Annotated in this window: 14 protein-coding genes; 10 read left to right on the plus strand and 4 right to left on the minus strand. The window is 54.2% G+C overall.

Annotated elements, in window-relative coordinates:
* Positions 1 to 3: 3 nt before the first annotated feature.
* The gene (locus WNY38_RS06225) at positions 4 to 1,128 is read right to left on the minus strand and encodes an ROK family transcriptional regulator (protein WP_342856468.1); all 1,125 of its coding nucleotides are present in this window, start codon (positions 1,126 to 1,128) and stop codon (positions 4 to 6) included.
* 171 nt (positions 1,129 to 1,299) lie between these two features.
* Between WNY38_RS06225 and WNY38_RS06230 the strand changes: the two genes are divergently transcribed.
* The 5 genes from WNY38_RS06230 to WNY38_RS06250 all read left to right on the plus strand — a co-directional run bounded on the left by WNY38_RS06230 (position 1,300) and on the right by WNY38_RS06250 (position 6,038).
* Entirely contained in the window at positions 1,300 to 2,367 is a 1,068-nt protein-coding gene (locus WNY38_RS06230; protein WP_342856469.1) for an ABC transporter ATP-binding protein, read from the plus strand.
* Positions 2,364 to 3,266 carry an ABC transporter permease gene (locus WNY38_RS06235; RefSeq protein ID WP_342856470.1) on the plus strand — a complete coding sequence of 301 codons (903 nt, stop codon included), beginning with the start codon at positions 2,364 to 2,366 and terminating at the stop codon, positions 3,264 to 3,266. The genes WNY38_RS06230 and WNY38_RS06235 overlap by 4 nt, the downstream gene beginning before the upstream one ends.
* On the plus strand, positions 3,263 to 4,093 hold the full coding sequence (locus WNY38_RS06240) for an ABC transporter permease subunit (protein WP_342856471.1): 831 nt from the start codon (positions 3,263 to 3,265) through the stop codon (positions 4,091 to 4,093). Before WNY38_RS06235 ends, WNY38_RS06240 begins: the two co-directional genes overlap by 4 nt.
* Positions 4,094 to 4,126: 33 nt before the next feature.
* On the plus strand, positions 4,127 to 5,221 hold the full coding sequence (locus WNY38_RS06245; protein ID WP_342856472.1) for an extracellular solute-binding protein: 1,095 nt from the start codon (positions 4,127 to 4,129) through the stop codon (positions 5,219 to 5,221).
* An 85-nt stretch (positions 5,222 to 5,306) separates the two neighbouring features.
* The gene (locus WNY38_RS06250) at positions 5,307 to 6,038 is read left to right on the plus strand and encodes a glycerophosphodiester phosphodiesterase family protein (RefSeq protein ID WP_342856473.1); all 732 of its coding nucleotides are present in this window, start codon (positions 5,307 to 5,309) and stop codon (positions 6,036 to 6,038) included.
* A gap of 157 nt (positions 6,039 to 6,195) precedes the next feature.
* On the opposite strand, the gene ilvC is transcribed toward WNY38_RS06250, so the two are convergent.
* Complete coding sequence (gene ilvC / locus WNY38_RS06255) at positions 6,196 to 7,218, minus strand: ketol-acid reductoisomerase (RefSeq protein WP_342856474.1); 1,023 nt, start codon at positions 7,216 to 7,218, stop codon at positions 6,196 to 6,198.
* Between the two features lie 147 nt (positions 7,219 to 7,365).
* Between ilvC and WNY38_RS06260 the strand changes: the two genes are divergently transcribed.
* Complete coding sequence (locus WNY38_RS06260; protein ID WP_342856475.1) at positions 7,366 to 7,824, plus strand: Lrp/AsnC family transcriptional regulator; 459 nt, start codon at positions 7,366 to 7,368, stop codon at positions 7,822 to 7,824.
* The gene (locus tag WNY38_RS06265; RefSeq protein WP_342856476.1) at positions 7,821 to 8,279 is read left to right on the plus strand and encodes an Lrp/AsnC family transcriptional regulator; all 459 of its coding nucleotides are present in this window, start codon (positions 7,821 to 7,823) and stop codon (positions 8,277 to 8,279) included. The genes WNY38_RS06260 and WNY38_RS06265 overlap by 4 nt, the downstream gene beginning before the upstream one ends.
* A gap of 132 nt (positions 8,280 to 8,411) precedes the next feature.
* Here the strand turns inward: WNY38_RS06265 and pepN are convergent, their stop codons facing one another.
* The gene (gene pepN, locus WNY38_RS06270; RefSeq protein WP_342856477.1) at positions 8,412 to 10,967 is read right to left on the minus strand and encodes an aminopeptidase N; all 2,556 of its coding nucleotides are present in this window, start codon (positions 10,965 to 10,967) and stop codon (positions 8,412 to 8,414) included.
* Between the two features lie 245 nt (positions 10,968 to 11,212).
* Between pepN and WNY38_RS06275 the strand changes: the two genes are divergently transcribed.
* The 3 genes from WNY38_RS06275 (at position 11,213) to WNY38_RS06285 (ending at position 14,727) form a co-directional block, all read left to right on the plus strand.
* A complete protein-coding gene (locus WNY38_RS06275; protein ID WP_342856478.1) occupies positions 11,213 to 13,354 on the plus strand; it encodes a malate synthase G in 2,142 nt (713 codons plus the stop codon).
* Positions 13,355 to 13,368: 14 nt separating this feature from the next.
* Positions 13,369 to 13,797 (plus strand): heme-binding protein, encoded by a 429-nt coding sequence (locus WNY38_RS06280; protein ID WP_342856479.1) that lies wholly within the window; start codon positions 13,369 to 13,371, stop codon positions 13,795 to 13,797.
* A gap of 156 nt (positions 13,798 to 13,953) precedes the next feature.
* Complete coding sequence (locus WNY38_RS06285) at positions 13,954 to 14,727, plus strand: gamma-glutamyl-gamma-aminobutyrate hydrolase family protein (protein WP_342856480.1); 774 nt, start codon at positions 13,954 to 13,956, stop codon at positions 14,725 to 14,727.
* Here the strand turns inward: WNY38_RS06285 and WNY38_RS06290 are convergent.
* Entirely contained in the window at positions 14,724 to 15,140 is a 417-nt protein-coding gene (locus WNY38_RS06290) for a GNAT family N-acetyltransferase (RefSeq protein ID WP_342856481.1), read from the minus strand. The two genes, WNY38_RS06285 and WNY38_RS06290, sit on opposite strands and share 4 nt — an antisense overlap.
* Between the last annotated feature and the right edge of the window lie 134 nt (positions 15,141 to 15,274).

The raw sequence follows: 15,274 nt of genomic DNA on the forward strand, positions 1-15,274 counted from the left end.
GACCTACCGGAAATACAGTTGTTTAAGGGGAAGCTGCGCCACGCCATTGGCCGCGGGCGTGTCGATTGTTGACCCGAGCACAAGATCGGGCAGCGGTGGAGGTCGCCCATAGCGGAACTCTTTCGGGAACTCGACGCGGTCCATCAGCATTTGCGCCAGCTCTGGCGCGATCTGCCCGCCAAAGACGATGGCCTCAGGATCGATTATACCTGTCACGCCAAAGATCAGGCGGTTCAGGTGGGGCATTGTTTGGTCGATCCACGATTCCAGACCTGGCCATGTCGGATCAAAATCGCGCCGCAGTTGTTCAATGCCTGACAGATGAACGCCATAGGTTTTCAGGTGTTTCAATAACAAACCAAGCGCGGGACGTTCCCCGATTTCATCGCCCACCCAGATGGCAGAAAATTCGCCCGCGTTGCCTGCGCGACCAGCGTGAAGGCGCCCGTCAATAACAACGGATCCACCAAAACCATAATCGAAACCCAGATAGATAAAGTCGCGGTATCGCTTGCCAATCGGCCCGAGGATTTCACCAATCGCGCGCGCTTTTGCGCTGTTTTCCAAGGTCACAGGCAGGCCGAACCGCTCCTGTATTTCGGGGCGAAAATCAACAAGAGACCAATCGCTCAAGAGCTCAGGCGCGTTCATCTGCGCTTGGCTTTCGACAAAGAAACCCGGCAACGTAAAGCCGATCCCGCACAGCGCGCTTTCGGGAATATCGTTTTCGGCCAGCAGTGCCGTGACTGCGCGTTTGATCGCATCCAGCGCAGGGCCACGTTTGCTGACGTCAATGTCGCAGTGGCTTGAGGCAAGCGGTTCGCAATTCAGTCCCACAACCGAGATGACAACGGAATCCGTGTTCACAAGGATGCCAAGCCCGAAACATGCTCTGTCAACCAGTGAGATTAGTGGACTGGGTTTGCCGGGTCCTGATGCCTCGCCCGGCGCTGAAGTGATGAGCCCAAGGTCTTCAAGCGACGAAACGATTCTGTAGACGGATTGCTGCGTTAGGTTCGTCCGTTCCGTCAACGATGACCGCCGGATCGGCTGGTTCTGCCGGATCAGCGTCAACAGGTCGCGTTGGTTTTCGCTGATTATGTTGAGGTCCGAAACGCCTTTTTTCATTGTGATTTCCCACCGCTTTCGTTCTTTAAATCAAAGTTTCCCACCAAATAACAGGCTGAAAAATAGTTTCTGTCATTAATTTTACACATAGAGCGTATAAACATAATACACACAAGGTGTGAAATTAGAACTGCTTCGCAAATTGAGCAGCCGGGAATAATAGGAGAATGCATGTCTGGTTTGGCTGCAAAGGGAATCGCCGTCCGTTTTGATGCGGTCGACGCGCTGAAAAACATCGATCTCGACGTGCCCGCAGGGTCGTTCGTGACGTTGTTGGGGCCATCGGGCTGCGGAAAAACAACTCTGCTTAACGTGATTTCGGGTTTTTTGAAGCCCACGAAAGGCCGCGTCTACATCGACGGCATCGATGTCACGGACACGCCGCCAGAACGGCGCGACACCGCGCTGTGCTTTCAATCCTACGCATTGTTCCCGCATTTAAGCGTTGAAGAAAATCTCGTCTTCGGGCTGCGCCAGCGCGGCATGTCAGGGGCGGATCGCGCCAAACGGCTGCGCGATGTCGTCGGCCAGCTTGATCTTGGGGATCATCTGTCAAAGCTGCCCAACCAGCTATCAGGCGGGCAACAACAACGCGTGTCCTTGGGGCGTGCGTTGACAGTCCGCCCATCGGTCATATTGTTCGATGAACCCTTGTCGAACCTAGATGCAAAGCTGCGCGAAACCGTGCGCCATGAAATTCGGACAATCCAGCAGGACTTCGGATTGACCGCCGTTTACGTCACTCACGACCAGAACGAAGCACTTGCGATGTCTGACAAGATATTCGTGCTTAACAAAGGGCAACTTGAACAGGCTGGCACACCGCAAGACCTATACCACGCGCCACGCACCCGTTTCGTCGCGGATTTTGTAGGGTCCGCAAATGTGATGCAGGCACGAGTGGTGTCGCGCGCGCAGGCAAATGTCTGGCAGGTTGTCACCCCGATGGGGCCGCTGATGGTTCAATCTGACACCCCGCCTGAAGCGGATAATGTTCTTATCGCGTGGCGCGCCGAGGCTGTGATCATGGGGCACGACCCCGTGAATACAGTCACCGCCAAAGTGGTCCGCCGGTCCTTTGAGGGGGCCTACACCGATCTTTTCTTTGATGTGGAGGGCGAGATCTTTCGCGTCCAGCAGACCGAAACAAGCTTGGTCGCGGGCGAAGACATGACGTTCTCGATCTTGCCAGAAAACATCGTGTTCCTGTCGGATGACGTCTCGAAGGTGGCATCATGACCCGCCCGTCGCCATGGTTCATCTCGATCCTGCTGTTGCCGGGAATTGGGCTGATCGTCGTGTTCATCGGCGCTGTGATCTACATCGCAATCGCCCAAAGCGTCGGCTTTTACAATCTGACGGGCGACAGCGGGTTTTCTATGGAGTTTTGGGAAAAACTGATAGGGCGCAAATCCTATTGGACCGCTGTGCGCTATTCGCTGTTCATCGGGTTCTGGGCGGCTGTGCTGTCAGTGGCGGTGGCCTATCCACTCGCACTTTGGTTGCGCAAACCATTCAAAGGGTCGTTGACAGTCTCAGCGATCCTCAAGGCACCGCTGATGATCCATGGGATCGTTGCGGCATTCCTGTTCCTCAACATTATCAGCTACAACGGCCTTGTGAACCAGCTTTTGGTTTGGACGGGCCTCTTTGATGAACCTCACCGCTTGCAAAATGACAGTGGTGCCGTGGGCCTGTTATTCCTGCAAGTCTGGAAGAACATGCCCTTCGCGCTGCTCCTGCTCACGGGTGCCGTGCAATCCATTCCGCAAGACACCTTGAATGCGGCTCAGGATCTGGGCGCGGGAACCATTGAGAGGTTCCGCCGTATCATCGCGCCGCTTACTGTGTCCGCGATGCAGGCCGCGCTGATCATCGTCTTCATCGACGCGCTTGCTGATTTCACATTCCAGACGACAGTGGGGCCGACAAACCGTCAATCCCTGTCCCAGTATATGGAATTTTTCCGCGGGCGTGGGCGTTGGAACGAAGCCGCCGGTGTGGGCGTAACGTTGATGGCGCTTTCCTTGATTGGGGCCGTGTTGATGGCATTGGCGGCGCGGCTCATCTTTCGCGAACGGCCCATAGCGCGTGTGGTGGCTTGGTATGAGACGCGGCGCGTGGAGGCACGGACATGATCGCGCCGCACGTCCTCAACCGCGCATTGATGATCCTGTTGATCTGTGTGGCTATCTTGTGGTTGGTCATCCCGTTTACCATGGCCGTTCTGTGGTCGCTTGTTGATCCCGCCCTGCCTTGGACGCCGGACAACCTGTTGCCGCCGGTCATCTCGACCTACCGCTGGTCGTATATGTGGGAAAATTCGCTGCTAAAGCCCGCACTGCTGAATTCATACACGCTGGCCCCCTTGGCCGCCTTGCTGACCTTCGCCATCTCGATGCCAACAGCCTTTGCGATCGGGCGCTACGACTTTCGGGGCAAGGAGACCGTTAAGCTGATCGCGCTTTTGCCCCTCGTCGTGCCGTCCTTCGTCACGGCAATCTTTTTCACCTCGATCCTGTACCAGATCGGGCTGGCGCAATACCGGTTCGCGGCCATCCTGTTTGCCCATATCGTGCTGTTTCTGCCCTACGCGATCCGCATCATGTCAGTCAGCTTTGAGCAGGTCAGGATCGATCATATCAATGCGGCCCGCGATCTGGGCGCGGCCCCTTGGGCCGTGTTTCGAGCGGCCTATTGGCCTGCTCTAAAGCCCGGCGTTCTGGCTGCATTGCTGATCGTTTTCATTAAATCCGTCGAGGAATTCGCCATTGCCTATATCGTCGGCCAGCCCGGTTTCGTGACCGTGCCGACATTGGTCTACAGCTCACTCGGCCAAGATTTCAACCGGCCCAATGCGGCTGTGCTGTCCCTAATTCTCGCTGTCCCGAACGTGGTCCTGATGCTGTTTCTGGAAAGGCTGCTGAAGTCTGCCAATCCAGCGATGGCATCAGGCAAGGGCTGACGAGATGTGTCTACAAACCTTGAGGAAAAAAACATGATTAAGAAGCTATTGATCGCAAGCGTTCTCGCGCTTTGCGCAACCCCGCTCTTGGCCGACGGCCATGCAACCGCTTGGACGGACATCGAAGCCCAGGCCAAAGAAGAAGGCGAAGTGACTTGGTTCGTCTGGTACTTCGAGGACCGCTTCCGCGAATTTACCCAGCAGTTCACAGATGAAACCGGCATCAAAGTCACCATCCCTGATGGCGACCATGCCTCTAATATCGACAAGTTCCTTGCAGAAGCCAACCGTGACGCAGGTGATATCGACGTCCTTGCTTTCGGCGTGGACCGCGCGGGATCCATTCCGACAGACATGTTGATGACGCTCGACAACCTGCCCGAAGATGCAGGCCGCGTGACAGAGATTGTAGGCGTGGATGGTGGCAACACAGCGCTTGGTTACTGGGGCAACCAGACAGGCATCGCATATGATCCGGCCAAAATTTCGCAAGCAGACTTGCCGCAATCCGTTGAAGACTTCGCGGCCTTCTGGGCGGCCAACCCCGGCAAAATGGGTTTCAACTATGAAAACGGCGGCTCTGGCCCATCGTTCCTGCACAACATTCTGCGCGTGATGTCAGACGGCGCCTATGACGACGGGGCATTGAACGACGACAAGATCGCAAAGACCGATGACGGCATCGCGTTCTTCAACGAATATGCTGCAGATTATGAGATCACTGCCTCTAACGCGGACAGCCTGACACGTCTGTCAGACGGTGAATTTACGCTTGTCCCAGCTTGGGAAGATCATATGGCAGGTCTGCAAAACAGCGGCGAAATCCGCTCTGATCTGGCGTTCTACATCCCGGAAATGGGGATGTTCGGTGGTGGTAACTTCATTGCTATCCCAAAGAACGCACCGCACCCTGCTGCCGCGCAGCTCTTTATCGCATGGCTCACCTCGCCTGAAGTGCAAACCCAGTTCAACGCAATCTTTGGCAGCATGCCAATGAACGCTGGATCTGATGACAGCGCAGCCTTGGTGCCCAACAGTATGCGTGATCGCCAAATGCCGTGGGCGCAAAACCCGTTCCGCGACGCAGTGCTTGATCGCTTTATCGAAGACGTCATCCTCGAACGCTAAGGCGCTCCAATAAACGTCACACTGCAGGCCCTCCACTTTTCGCGGGGGCCTGCATCTTATCTTTTTGTAATGAAAGCCCCGTAACATGAAAATCGTAGACAGCCCCCTCATTGCCCATCGTGGTGCATCCGCCGTATCGCCTGAAAATACACTTGTATCCGTGGAACTGGCGGCCAAAATGGGCGCGCGCTGGATCGAAACGGATGTGCGTTTGACGGCCGATGGAGGTCTTGTGATAATCCATGATGCAATGCTGGATCGCACGACATCGGGCAGCGGGCGCGTCATCTCGACTTCGACCGAAGCGATTTGCGGTCTCGATGCGGGCTCGTGGTTTTCACCGGACTTCGCCAGCGAGCGCGTGCCTGATTTGCGATCCTATCTGCAATGCGTCCTCGATTGTGGCTTGTCACTTCAGCTTGAATTGAAAGAAAATGTAGGCCGCGAAGAAGACCTTGTCGCCGCCGTCATCGCAGAGATTCAAACCACATGGCCTTTAGGCGACAGGGGTTTGTTTCTGTCTGGTTTCTCCGAACGCATCACGCGCACCTGCGCTGCCGCCTTGCCTGAGGTGCCGCGCGCGCTTGCCACGGAATTCCTGCCCAAAGATCCAAAGACGCGCCTAAGTGAGGCTCAGTGCCAAATTCTACACGTTCAGGCGGACGTCACATCCCCCGAAGATTTGAAACCATATGCCGATATTGAAATCGCCGTGGCGACGATCAATGACGCTGAAACGGCCGACCGGTTCTTGAAGGCAGGCGTAACGTCAGTTCTTTCGGATCACGTCGATCTTCTCGCAAACGGCCCATCATAGAGAAAGCCGTTTTGTGGGATCCACAGGTTTTATCCGAGCAGCGGACCTTCGCCATCCCGCCGAACTCCTGCTCTTTGGGCTCGAAGCAGACATTGGACAAAACAAAAAAAGGCCCCGCAAACTGCGAGGCCTTTCAAATGTCTTAGATCTAAAAAACTTAGTTGCGCTCTTTGTCGACCATTTTGCCTGCTGAAATCCAAGGCATCATGCCGCGGAGTTTCGCGCCAGTTTCTTCCAAAAGGTGCTCGTCGTTTGCACGACGGGCCGCTTTCAAAGTTGGCTGGCCAACTGCGTTCTCTAACATGAAGTCACGTACGAACTTACCGGACTGGATGTCTTCAAGAACGCGTTTCATTTCAGCTTTTGTGCGGTCATATGGAATGATGCGCGGGCCAGTGACGTACTGACCGTATTCAGCTGTGTTAGAGATGGAGTAATCCATGTTCGCGATGCCACCTTCGTAGATCAGGTCTACGATAAGTTTCACTTCGTGCAGACACTCAAAGTATGCCATCTCAGGCGCGTAGCCAGCTTCGACAAGTGTCTCGAAACCACAACGGATAAGATCAACAACACCGCCACACAAAACTGCTTGCTCACCGAACAGGTCAGTTTCACACTCTTCGCGGAAGTTGGTCTCGATGATGCCGGAACGACCGCCGCCGATTGCGGAACAGTAAGACAAACCAACTTCAAGCGCTTTGCCTGATGCGTTTGTGTTTACAGCCACAAGACAAGGCACGCCGCCGCCTTTTTGGTATTCGCCGCGCACTGTGTGACCTGGGCCTTTCGGCGCCATCATGATCACGTCGATGCCTTCTTTAGGCTCGATCAGGCCGAAGTGTACGTTCAAGCCGTGTGCGAACGCGATAGCTGCACCTGGTTTGATGTTGTCGTGCACGTATTTTTTGTATGTCTCAGCTTGAAGCTCGTCGGGCATGGTGAACATGATCACATCACACCAAGCCGCAGCTTCAGCGATGCCCATAACTTTCAGGCCTTCAGCTTCACATTTCTTTGCAGAAGAAGAGCCTTCGCGCAGAGCAACAACAACGTTTTTCGCGCCAGAGTCGCGCAAGTTCAACGCGTGTGCGTGGCCTTGAGACCCGTAGCCCAAGATGGCAACTTTTGCTTCTTTGATGAGATTTACATCGCAATCGCGATCGTAATAAACGCGCATATCGGCGCTCCTTATATTGATTTAGGTCGTCTTGAATCGTCTGAGGGCACAATAGTGAAAATTATGCTGAATGCGAGTTCAAAATTTGACGCATTATCTGAATTTGTGCTAAATTCATTCGTGATAATTTGTTTATGTGAGTAAATCATGCCAATTGATAACACGGACCGTAGGATTTTACGACAGCTGCAAGCCGACCCAGAGGAATCTGTCGCGGTTTTGGCCGCACGCGCTGGGGTTACAGGGGCCACTTTCGCGCGGCGCGTCGATAAAATGTGCGACACGGGGGTGATCCTTGCCATTCGCGATCAGATCAATTGGCAGGCCCTTGGCTATGCGGTCGAAGTCTCGCTGCGCTTTACGCTGGATAAGACCGAACCCCGCGCCTTTGACGAATTCATCAAAGCTGCCCGCGAGGTGCCTGAGGTGATTTCAATCGGCACCTTTCTGGGGCGCGTGGATGTGCGTTTACTGGTGATTGCGCGCGATTTGCCCGATTATCAGCGGTTGTATCGCGATCACATTCTGACGCTGCCGCATATTTCAGACATCGAGGCGTTGATGCATGTGGCACAAGTGAAAGAACGCCAAGAGGTGCCGCTATGACGGTTGAATTGGACGATATAGATCGCGCTTTGGTACGCGCACTTTGTGACGACGCCACCCAATCCGCAGGGGCTTTGGGGCGCGACCATGGATTAAGCCAACCGGCCACATGGCGACGGATCAAACGATTGCGCGAGGCTGGCGTTTTTGGCCCGCGCCGCGTGGATTTGAATTTGGACCAGTTGGGGTTTGGTGTGACTGTGTTCTTGGGCATCAAGCTGGCCACCAAGGGCCTTGTGTCCTTGGAGGATTTTGAACGCGCTGTCTCTGCGATCCCTGAGGTGCAGACCGTGCAGCACGTTTTGGGGTTATACGACTATCGTTTGCGCGTGGTGGCGCAAGATCTGCCTGACTTTGAACGGGTGCTGAGGCGCCGCATCATGACCTTGCCTGGTGTCGGCAATGTCGAGGCCAATGTGTTGCTGTCTGAAGAGCGGTTGGCTGGGCCGATTTAGCTTTGCGGGGCATACAGCGCGGGCCGTGTCTGCAATGTATGCTTCGTTCTATAGGTCGTAAAACGGTTTAAGGCCCGCGTGAACGCAGGCCTTAGACTGTATCTCATTTTATGGCGGCAAACGCTCAAACGCTCAAGCGTTCAGAATGCGGCTGACCATTTCCGTCGTGTCGCCGCTAAGGCCCTCTGTTGCCAAAATGCGTTTCAATTGACTTTTGATCATGTCTTGACGGTCTGCGTCATAGCGCTTCCACGTCTCGAAAGCGCCACACATGCGTGCTGTTGTTTGTGGATTGAGTGGGTCCAATTTGATCAACCAATCTGCCAGCAATTTATACGCCGCCCCATCGGGGGCATGAAATCCGCCATGATTGCCCGCAAGTGCGCCAAAGACAGCGCGGAAGCGGTTGGGGTTTTTCATGCTGAAATCGGCGTGCTCCGTCAATGTCTTGGCGATGCGCGCGGCGTCCAAAGGTGCGGCGGCGGCCACTTGCATCATGAACCATTTGTCCATCACTAAACGATCATGGAACCACTGCGCATAGAAACTTGCCAGTTCTTCTTGGCCGATGCCTGCCGACAACAAAGCCGTCAATGCGCCGGCTTGTTCGGTCATGTTGTCTGCCGTCTCGAACAGGCTTTGCGCGGCTGCGCCTTGGTCGTTTAGCGTGAGCAAAGACAGAACCGCCATGCGCAAGGATCGTTTGCCAGATCCATCGGCGTCCGGTTTGAACGCGCCCGCATCATTGGCAGCATAAAGCGCGGGCAGATCATCTTTCAGCTCAGCTGCCAAAATATGACGCAGGTTTTCGCGCGCCTCATAAATGGCCATGGGGTCAGGAGCGACGCCCGCATCAAACAGGGTCTGCGCCATGTCGTCTTGTGAGGGCAGCGCCAAGCACAAGGCACGGAAGGCAGGGTCTTTGGTCTCGTCCGTGACCATAGATTTCAGCGCATCCAAATAATCGCGTGCAGGCTCGATGTCATTGACGATCATCTCCACAAGCGTGTCTTTCGCCAACATCCGCCCCATTTCCCATGTATTGAAAGGGTCGGTGTCATGGGCCAGTAAAAAGGCACGGGTTTTGGCATCCATGTCGCGTTGCAAAATCACCGGCGCGGAAAAATCGCGTAAGATAGACGCGACAGGGCGCTCGGATAGGCCGTCAAAGCTAAAGCTCTGTTCGCTTTCTGTCATTTCCAAAACGGTACTTGGCACAACTTCGGTGCCATCGGGCGCGATGAGCCCGACCATGATCGGCAGAACTTGTGGTTTTTTCACATCTTGGCCGGGTGTAGCAGGGGTGCTTTGCGCAAAGTTCAGCGTCAGTGTGCCGGTGTTCCATGCCTCATCAACTGTCAGGCGCGGCGTGCCTGCTTGGGAATACCATTGTGCGAAATGTGCAAGATCGCGGCCAGTGACCTCTTCAAAGACTTTAATCCAATCCTCGATGGTCACGGCTTGTCCGTCATGGCGATCAAAGTAGAGGGAGCAGCCAGCATAATAGGACTCATCGCCTATGAGGCGACGCAGCATGCCAATGATTTCTGCGCCTTTCTCGTAGACTGTGGCGGTGTAGAAATTGTTGATTTCGACAAAGCTTTCAGGACGCACGTTATGGGCCAAAGGACCGTTGTCTTCGCGGAACTGGCGCGCGCGCAATTGTAGAACTTCTTCAATGCGTTTGACTGCGTGGCTGCGTATATCGCCCGAGAACATTTGATCTCGGTAAACGGTCAAGCCCTCTTTGAGGCACAGTTGAAACCAGTCACGACAGGTGATGCGGTTGCCGGTCCAGTTGTGGAAGTACTCATGGGCGATGATGCCTTCGACCCGCTCGAAAGTGGCATCTGTTGAGGTCTCAGGCGAGGCAAGGACGCAAGAGGAATTAAAAATGTTCAATCCCTTGTTTTCCATAGCCCCCATGTTGAAATCATCTACGGCAACAATGTTGAAAATGTCCAAGTCGTATTCACGGCCATAAACGCGTTCATCCCAGACCATGGAATCGATCAAGGCCTGCATCCCGAAGGCACATTTGTCTTCGTCGCCTTTACGCACGTAGATATTCAGATCGACGTTTTTGCCAGACATCGTGGTGAAGGTGCCAGAATGCGCAAGTAATTCGCCAGCGACCAAAGCAAACAGATAGGCAGGCTTGGGCCAAGGGTCATGCCATTCCGTCCAACCAGTGCCTGAAGCTTGCGGATTGCCGTTGGACAGCATCACGGGCAACTCGGATTCAACGCGCACAGTAAAGACGGCCATTACGTCGGGGCGGTCGGGGTAATAGGTGATTTTGCGAAAACCCTCGGCCTCGCATTGGGTGCAATACATGCCAGAGGACATATAAAGCCCCTCAAGCGCTGTGTTGGTTTCGGGTGAAATCTCGACTTCGGCCTCAAACGTGAAAGGCTCACTTGGCAAGTCGGCCTGCTTCACCGTCAGATGAGTGTCCGTCACCTCATAGGATACAGTCGCCCCGTTCACCGTCACAGATTTCAAAGACAGCTGTTCGCCATTGAGGATCAGATCGCCAAGGTTGTTTGTATTCGGCTTAAAGACGATTTTCGATGTCACCCGCGTGGCGCGTGGGGCCAAGGCGAACGTCAGATGCACGGTCTCGACCCAGTGGTGAGGCTCGGCATAGTCTTTGAGGAAAATAGTCTGGGGGGAGAGGGCTGTCATATAAGGGCTTTCACTTTGAAATGCGTGATCAAGGCAGACGTTAGTGCGCAGGCAAGGGGGCTGCAAGTCACTGATGGTTTGTGGGCGTTCTGCTGCATAAGTCAGAGGGTCGTAAATGTGATGAGATTTCAGGCAGTCGATTTATATTTGAGCACTTTGGTCAAAAAATATGACCGCCCTTGTCCAGCCTTCGTTTCCTGCCTACGGTTCGCTCCAAAGTGCGCCCAATTTGAGAGGATGATTCCGTGAGCAATACAACCAAAATTTCCGGCTTAAACATCGCAACTGATCTTGTGCGGTTCATTGAAGATGAAGCTCTTGTCGGTTTGGACGTCACGCCCGAGGCTTTGTGGTCGGGGTTTGCTGCGATTGTGAACGATCTTGGTCCCAAAAATCGAGCGCTTTTGGAAAAACGCGAAAGCATTCAAGCGCAAATCGATGAGTGGCATATCGCAAACAAAAGCCAGCCGCATGACGCCGTAGCCTATGAAGCGTTTTTGCGTGAGATCAATTACATCGTGGCTGAAGGATCAGATTTCGAGATTGAAACCACGAAGACTGATCCTGAGATGGCGCTTATTCCAGGCGCACAGCTTGTGGTGCCGATCACCAACGCGCGCTATGCTTTGAACGCTGCAAATGCGCGCTGGGGCTCGCTTTATGATGCGCTTTACGGCACCGATGCGCTGGGCGATGTGGCGACGGGCAAAGGCTATGACGCTGAGCGCGGCGGTCGTGTGATTGCGTGGGCCAAGGCGCATTTGGATGATGTGGCGCCTCTCGCGGGTGGATCTTGGGCTGATGTCACGGCTTTGTCGGTCAAAGATGGCATGATGATTGCTGGTGGCCCAATGGGTGACACTGGCTTGTCCAATCCAGATCAATTGGCTGGGTCCAAAGATGGCCATGTTTTGCTGCGCATCAACGGATTGTTGATCGACATCGTGATCGACGCAAGTACGCCCGTGGGCGCACAAGACCCCGCTGGCATTTCCGACATTCGTTTGGAAAGCGCGATGTCTGCGATTATGGATTGCGAAGATTCTGTGGCTGCTGTGGACGCGGAAGAAAAAGTCGGCGCTTACCGCAACTGGTTGGGCCTAATGAAGGGCGATTTGACTGAACAAGTCCGCAAGGGCGACAAGGTGATCACCCGCGCATTGCACGCCGATGACAGTTTTACAGCCCCCGATGGATCAGACCTGCCAGTGAAAACCCGCGCTTTGATGTTGGTGCGCAATGTGGGCCACTTGATGACTAACCCTGCGGTGACCGATAATGAGGGCCGTGAAGTGGGCGAGGGCTTGATGGACGCGATGTTCACAACCTTGATCGCCATGCACGATTTGAACAAAACAGATGGCGCGCGCAATTCTGTGACGGGGTCTGTCTATGTGGTGAAACCCAAAATGCACGGGCCAGAAGAGGTGGCCTTTGCCGATGAGATTTTCACCCGCGTAGAAGCTATTTTGGGTCTGCCACAAGACACCGTCAAACTGGGCATCATGGACGAAGAACGCCGCACGTCTGTGAACTTGAAAGAATGTATCCGTGCCGCGAAATCGCGTGTGGCCTTTATCAACACAGGCTTTTTGGATCGCACTGGGGATGAAATTCACACCTCGATGGAAGCAGGGCCAATGATCCGCAAGGGCGAGATGAAAGCCGAGCCTTGGATAGCCTCTTACGAGGATCGCAATGTCGATATCGGTTTGGCTTGCGGCCTGAAAGGCAAAGCTCAGATCGGCAAGGGCATGTGGGCCATGCCGGATTTGATGGCGGATATGCTCAAAGCCAAAATTGGTCATCCGAAATCTGGCGCGACCTGCGCGTGGGTCCCATCGCCAACAGCGGCAACACTGCATGCCACGCATTACCACAAGGTTGATGTGATGGCAGTCCAAGATCAAATCAAAGCGGGCGGGGCCCGTGGCACGCTGGCCGATTTGATCACCATCCCTGTTGCGCAAGGCGTGAATTGGTCAGACGCTGACATCGCGTCAGAGATTGAAAACAACGCCCAAGGGATTTTGGGTTATGTTGTGCGTTGGGTCGATCAGGGTGTCGGCTGTTCCAAAGTGCCTGATATTCACGATGTGGGCCTGATGGAAGACCGCGCGACATGCCGAATTTCGTCGCAAGCCTTGGCCAACTGGTTGCACCACGGTGTTGTGTCGGAGGGGCAAGTGATGGCCGCGATGCAGAAAATGGCCGCCGTTGTGGACCGTCAGAATGAGGGCGATGCGCTTTACACACCAATGGCTCCAAATTTTGATGGCATCGCGTTTCAAGCCGCCTGTGATTTGGTGTTCAAGGGGCGCGTTCAGCCCTCTGGCTACACCGAACCTGTGCTGCATGCGCGCCGCTTAGAACTTAAAGCACAATGATAGAAAGCACAGACATGACACATATCTCTTTGGAAGCGGCGCAACAGATGATCACAGGTGCAGTAGCCTACGGCGCGACCGAAGGCTTTGCCCCTTTGTCTGTGATCGTTTTGGATGCAGGCGGCCACCCCATCGCGTTTTCCCGTGCCAATGATGCAGCCCCTGGCCGTTACGCGATTGCTCATGGCAAGGCTTATGGCGCTGTGATGCTTGGCATGTCAGGCACCACCTTGAACGGCATCGCGAAAGCGCGACCTGAGTTCATGACCTCGCTTAACACCGCGCTGGGCGGCACTGTTGTGCCTGTGCAGGGCGGCGTTTTGGTCAAATCCACTGATGGCAAAATTATCGGCTCTGTTGGTGTCACTGGGGACACGTCCGACAATGACGCAGCTGCGGGGCAGGCAGGTGTTACAGCTGCTGGTTTTACTGCTGAAATCTAAATCGATTTAGGTCAAGCTATAGATTAATATCTAGTCAACTTGGGCGCGCAGATCATTCTGTGCGCCTATTGTATATGCCTTGCGCGTCGTTCTCACTTTTCATCTCGTCTGCGATGCCTATGTTAAACTCATCACAACGTAAGTTAAGGATTTCACATGGCACGCCCCATCGTTGGTATCATCGGAAATAGCGACGTTTTGCACGAGGATTACCCCGTGTTCACCAGTGGCAAGATGAATGTGGATGCCGTGTCCAATGTGTCGGGCTGCGTGCCGCTTATTATCCCTGTTGATCCAAATATGCTTTCGGTTGATGAACTTTTGGCGACCTGTGATGGGTTCGTGCTGACAGGCGGTCGGCCCAATGTGCACCCCTGTGAATACGGCGAGGTTGAAACCGACGCTCATGGCACCTTTGATCGCTTGCGTGACCAAATTACCTTGCCACTGGTGCGCGCCTGTGTGGAACGGGGTCAGCCGTTTTTTGGAATTTGTCGTGGGTTTCAAGAGGTCAACGTGGCAATGGGCGGGTCTTTGTACCCTGAAATTCGTGATCTTGAAGGACGTGACAATCACCGGATGCCCCCTGATGGCACCTTGGAAGAAAAATTCGAGCTACGCCACGACGTGACATTTTCGCAAGACGGTGTGTTTCACAAAGTTTTGAAGGCTTCTAAGGTCAAAACCAACACCCTGCATGGCCAAGGCATTAAACAAGCTGGCCCACGCGTTGTGATCGATGGCCATGCGCCCGATGGCACGCCCGAGGCTATCTATATCAAAGATGCGCCAGGGTTTACGCTTTCGGTACAATGGCACCCTGAATGGCAAGCTGGGCTTGACCCTGTGTCCAAAACGCTGTTCAGCGCATTTGGTGATGCGGTGCGTGCCTATGCGGCGTGCAGACATAAATCTATGACTGACGCTTAAAGGCTTTTCTCCATTCGGAAGTTTTCGATCCCGACACCATTGCGGATCACCATCTGCCGCGCGGTGACATGCCAGCCGTGCTTTTCAAAAAATCGCTTGGCCAGATGCGAGGCTTCTGTGTCCATCACTGTAAGCCCTCGTTTGCGCGCTTCAGCTGCGCAGGCTTTATAAAGTTTCACGGCGGTGCCTTTGCCCATTTCATTTGGCAGCACATAGGCGAAATCGATGTGGCCGTCCGTGCCCATCGTCATAAATCCGCACATTTTACCCCAGCGTTTTGCCCCAATTGCATAGCCTTGTGTCAAGCGTTTAGGCCAGTCGTTGGGGGCCGACACGCGAGGTGGGGCCCATGCGGCCTGTTGTGTTTTCGTATAAAAGGCCCCTGTGCCTTCATGCACGGCGCGAAAAAACACGTCGTAGCAAGCATTTGCGTCACTGAAGGTAATGGGGCTAATCCTCATAACCTCTAGTCTACATCATTTTTGAATTGGATATGATTTTAATCCATCTGATCTTCACGTAAGCATTCGCATTTAAATTTCCAACT

The sequence above is a fragment of the Pacificibacter sp. AS14 genome (assembly GCF_038899935.1).
GTDB lineage: Bacteria > Pseudomonadota > Alphaproteobacteria > Rhodobacterales > Rhodobacteraceae > Celeribacter.

What these genes read in the sequence shown, in the direction of transcription:
- WNY38_RS06225 (WP_342856468.1), bottom strand. Translation starts at nt 1,128, where the DNA reads ATGAAAAAAGGCGTTTCGGACCTCAACATAATCAGCGAAAACCAACGC.
- WNY38_RS06230 (WP_342856469.1), top strand. Translation starts at nt 1,300, where the DNA reads ATGTCTGGTTTGGCTGCAAAGGGAATCGCCGTCCGTTTTGATGCGGTC.
- WNY38_RS06235 (WP_342856470.1), top strand. Translation starts at nt 2,364, where the DNA reads ATGACCCGCCCGTCGCCATGGTTCATCTCGATCCTGCTGTTGCCGGGA.
- WNY38_RS06240 (WP_342856471.1), top strand. Translation starts at nt 3,263, where the DNA reads ATGATCGCGCCGCACGTCCTCAACCGCGCATTGATGATCCTGTTGATC.
- WNY38_RS06245 (WP_342856472.1), top strand. Translation starts at nt 4,127, where the DNA reads ATGATTAAGAAGCTATTGATCGCAAGCGTTCTCGCGCTTTGCGCAACC.
- WNY38_RS06250 (WP_342856473.1), top strand. Translation starts at nt 5,307, where the DNA reads ATGAAAATCGTAGACAGCCCCCTCATTGCCCATCGTGGTGCATCCGCC.
- ilvC (WP_342856474.1), bottom strand. Translation starts at nt 7,218, where the DNA reads ATGCGCGTTTATTACGATCGCGATTGCGATGTAAATCTCATCAAAGAA.
- WNY38_RS06260 (WP_342856475.1), top strand. Translation starts at nt 7,366, where the DNA reads ATGCCAATTGATAACACGGACCGTAGGATTTTACGACAGCTGCAAGCC.
- WNY38_RS06265 (WP_342856476.1), top strand. Translation starts at nt 7,821, where the DNA reads ATGACGGTTGAATTGGACGATATAGATCGCGCTTTGGTACGCGCACTT.
- pepN (WP_342856477.1), bottom strand. Translation starts at nt 10,967, where the DNA reads ATGACAGCCCTCTCCCCCCAGACTATTTTCCTCAAAGACTATGCCGAG.
- WNY38_RS06280 (WP_342856479.1), top strand. Translation starts at nt 13,369, where the DNA reads ATGACACATATCTCTTTGGAAGCGGCGCAACAGATGATCACAGGTGCA.
- WNY38_RS06285 (WP_342856480.1), top strand. Translation starts at nt 13,954, where the DNA reads ATGGCACGCCCCATCGTTGGTATCATCGGAAATAGCGACGTTTTGCAC.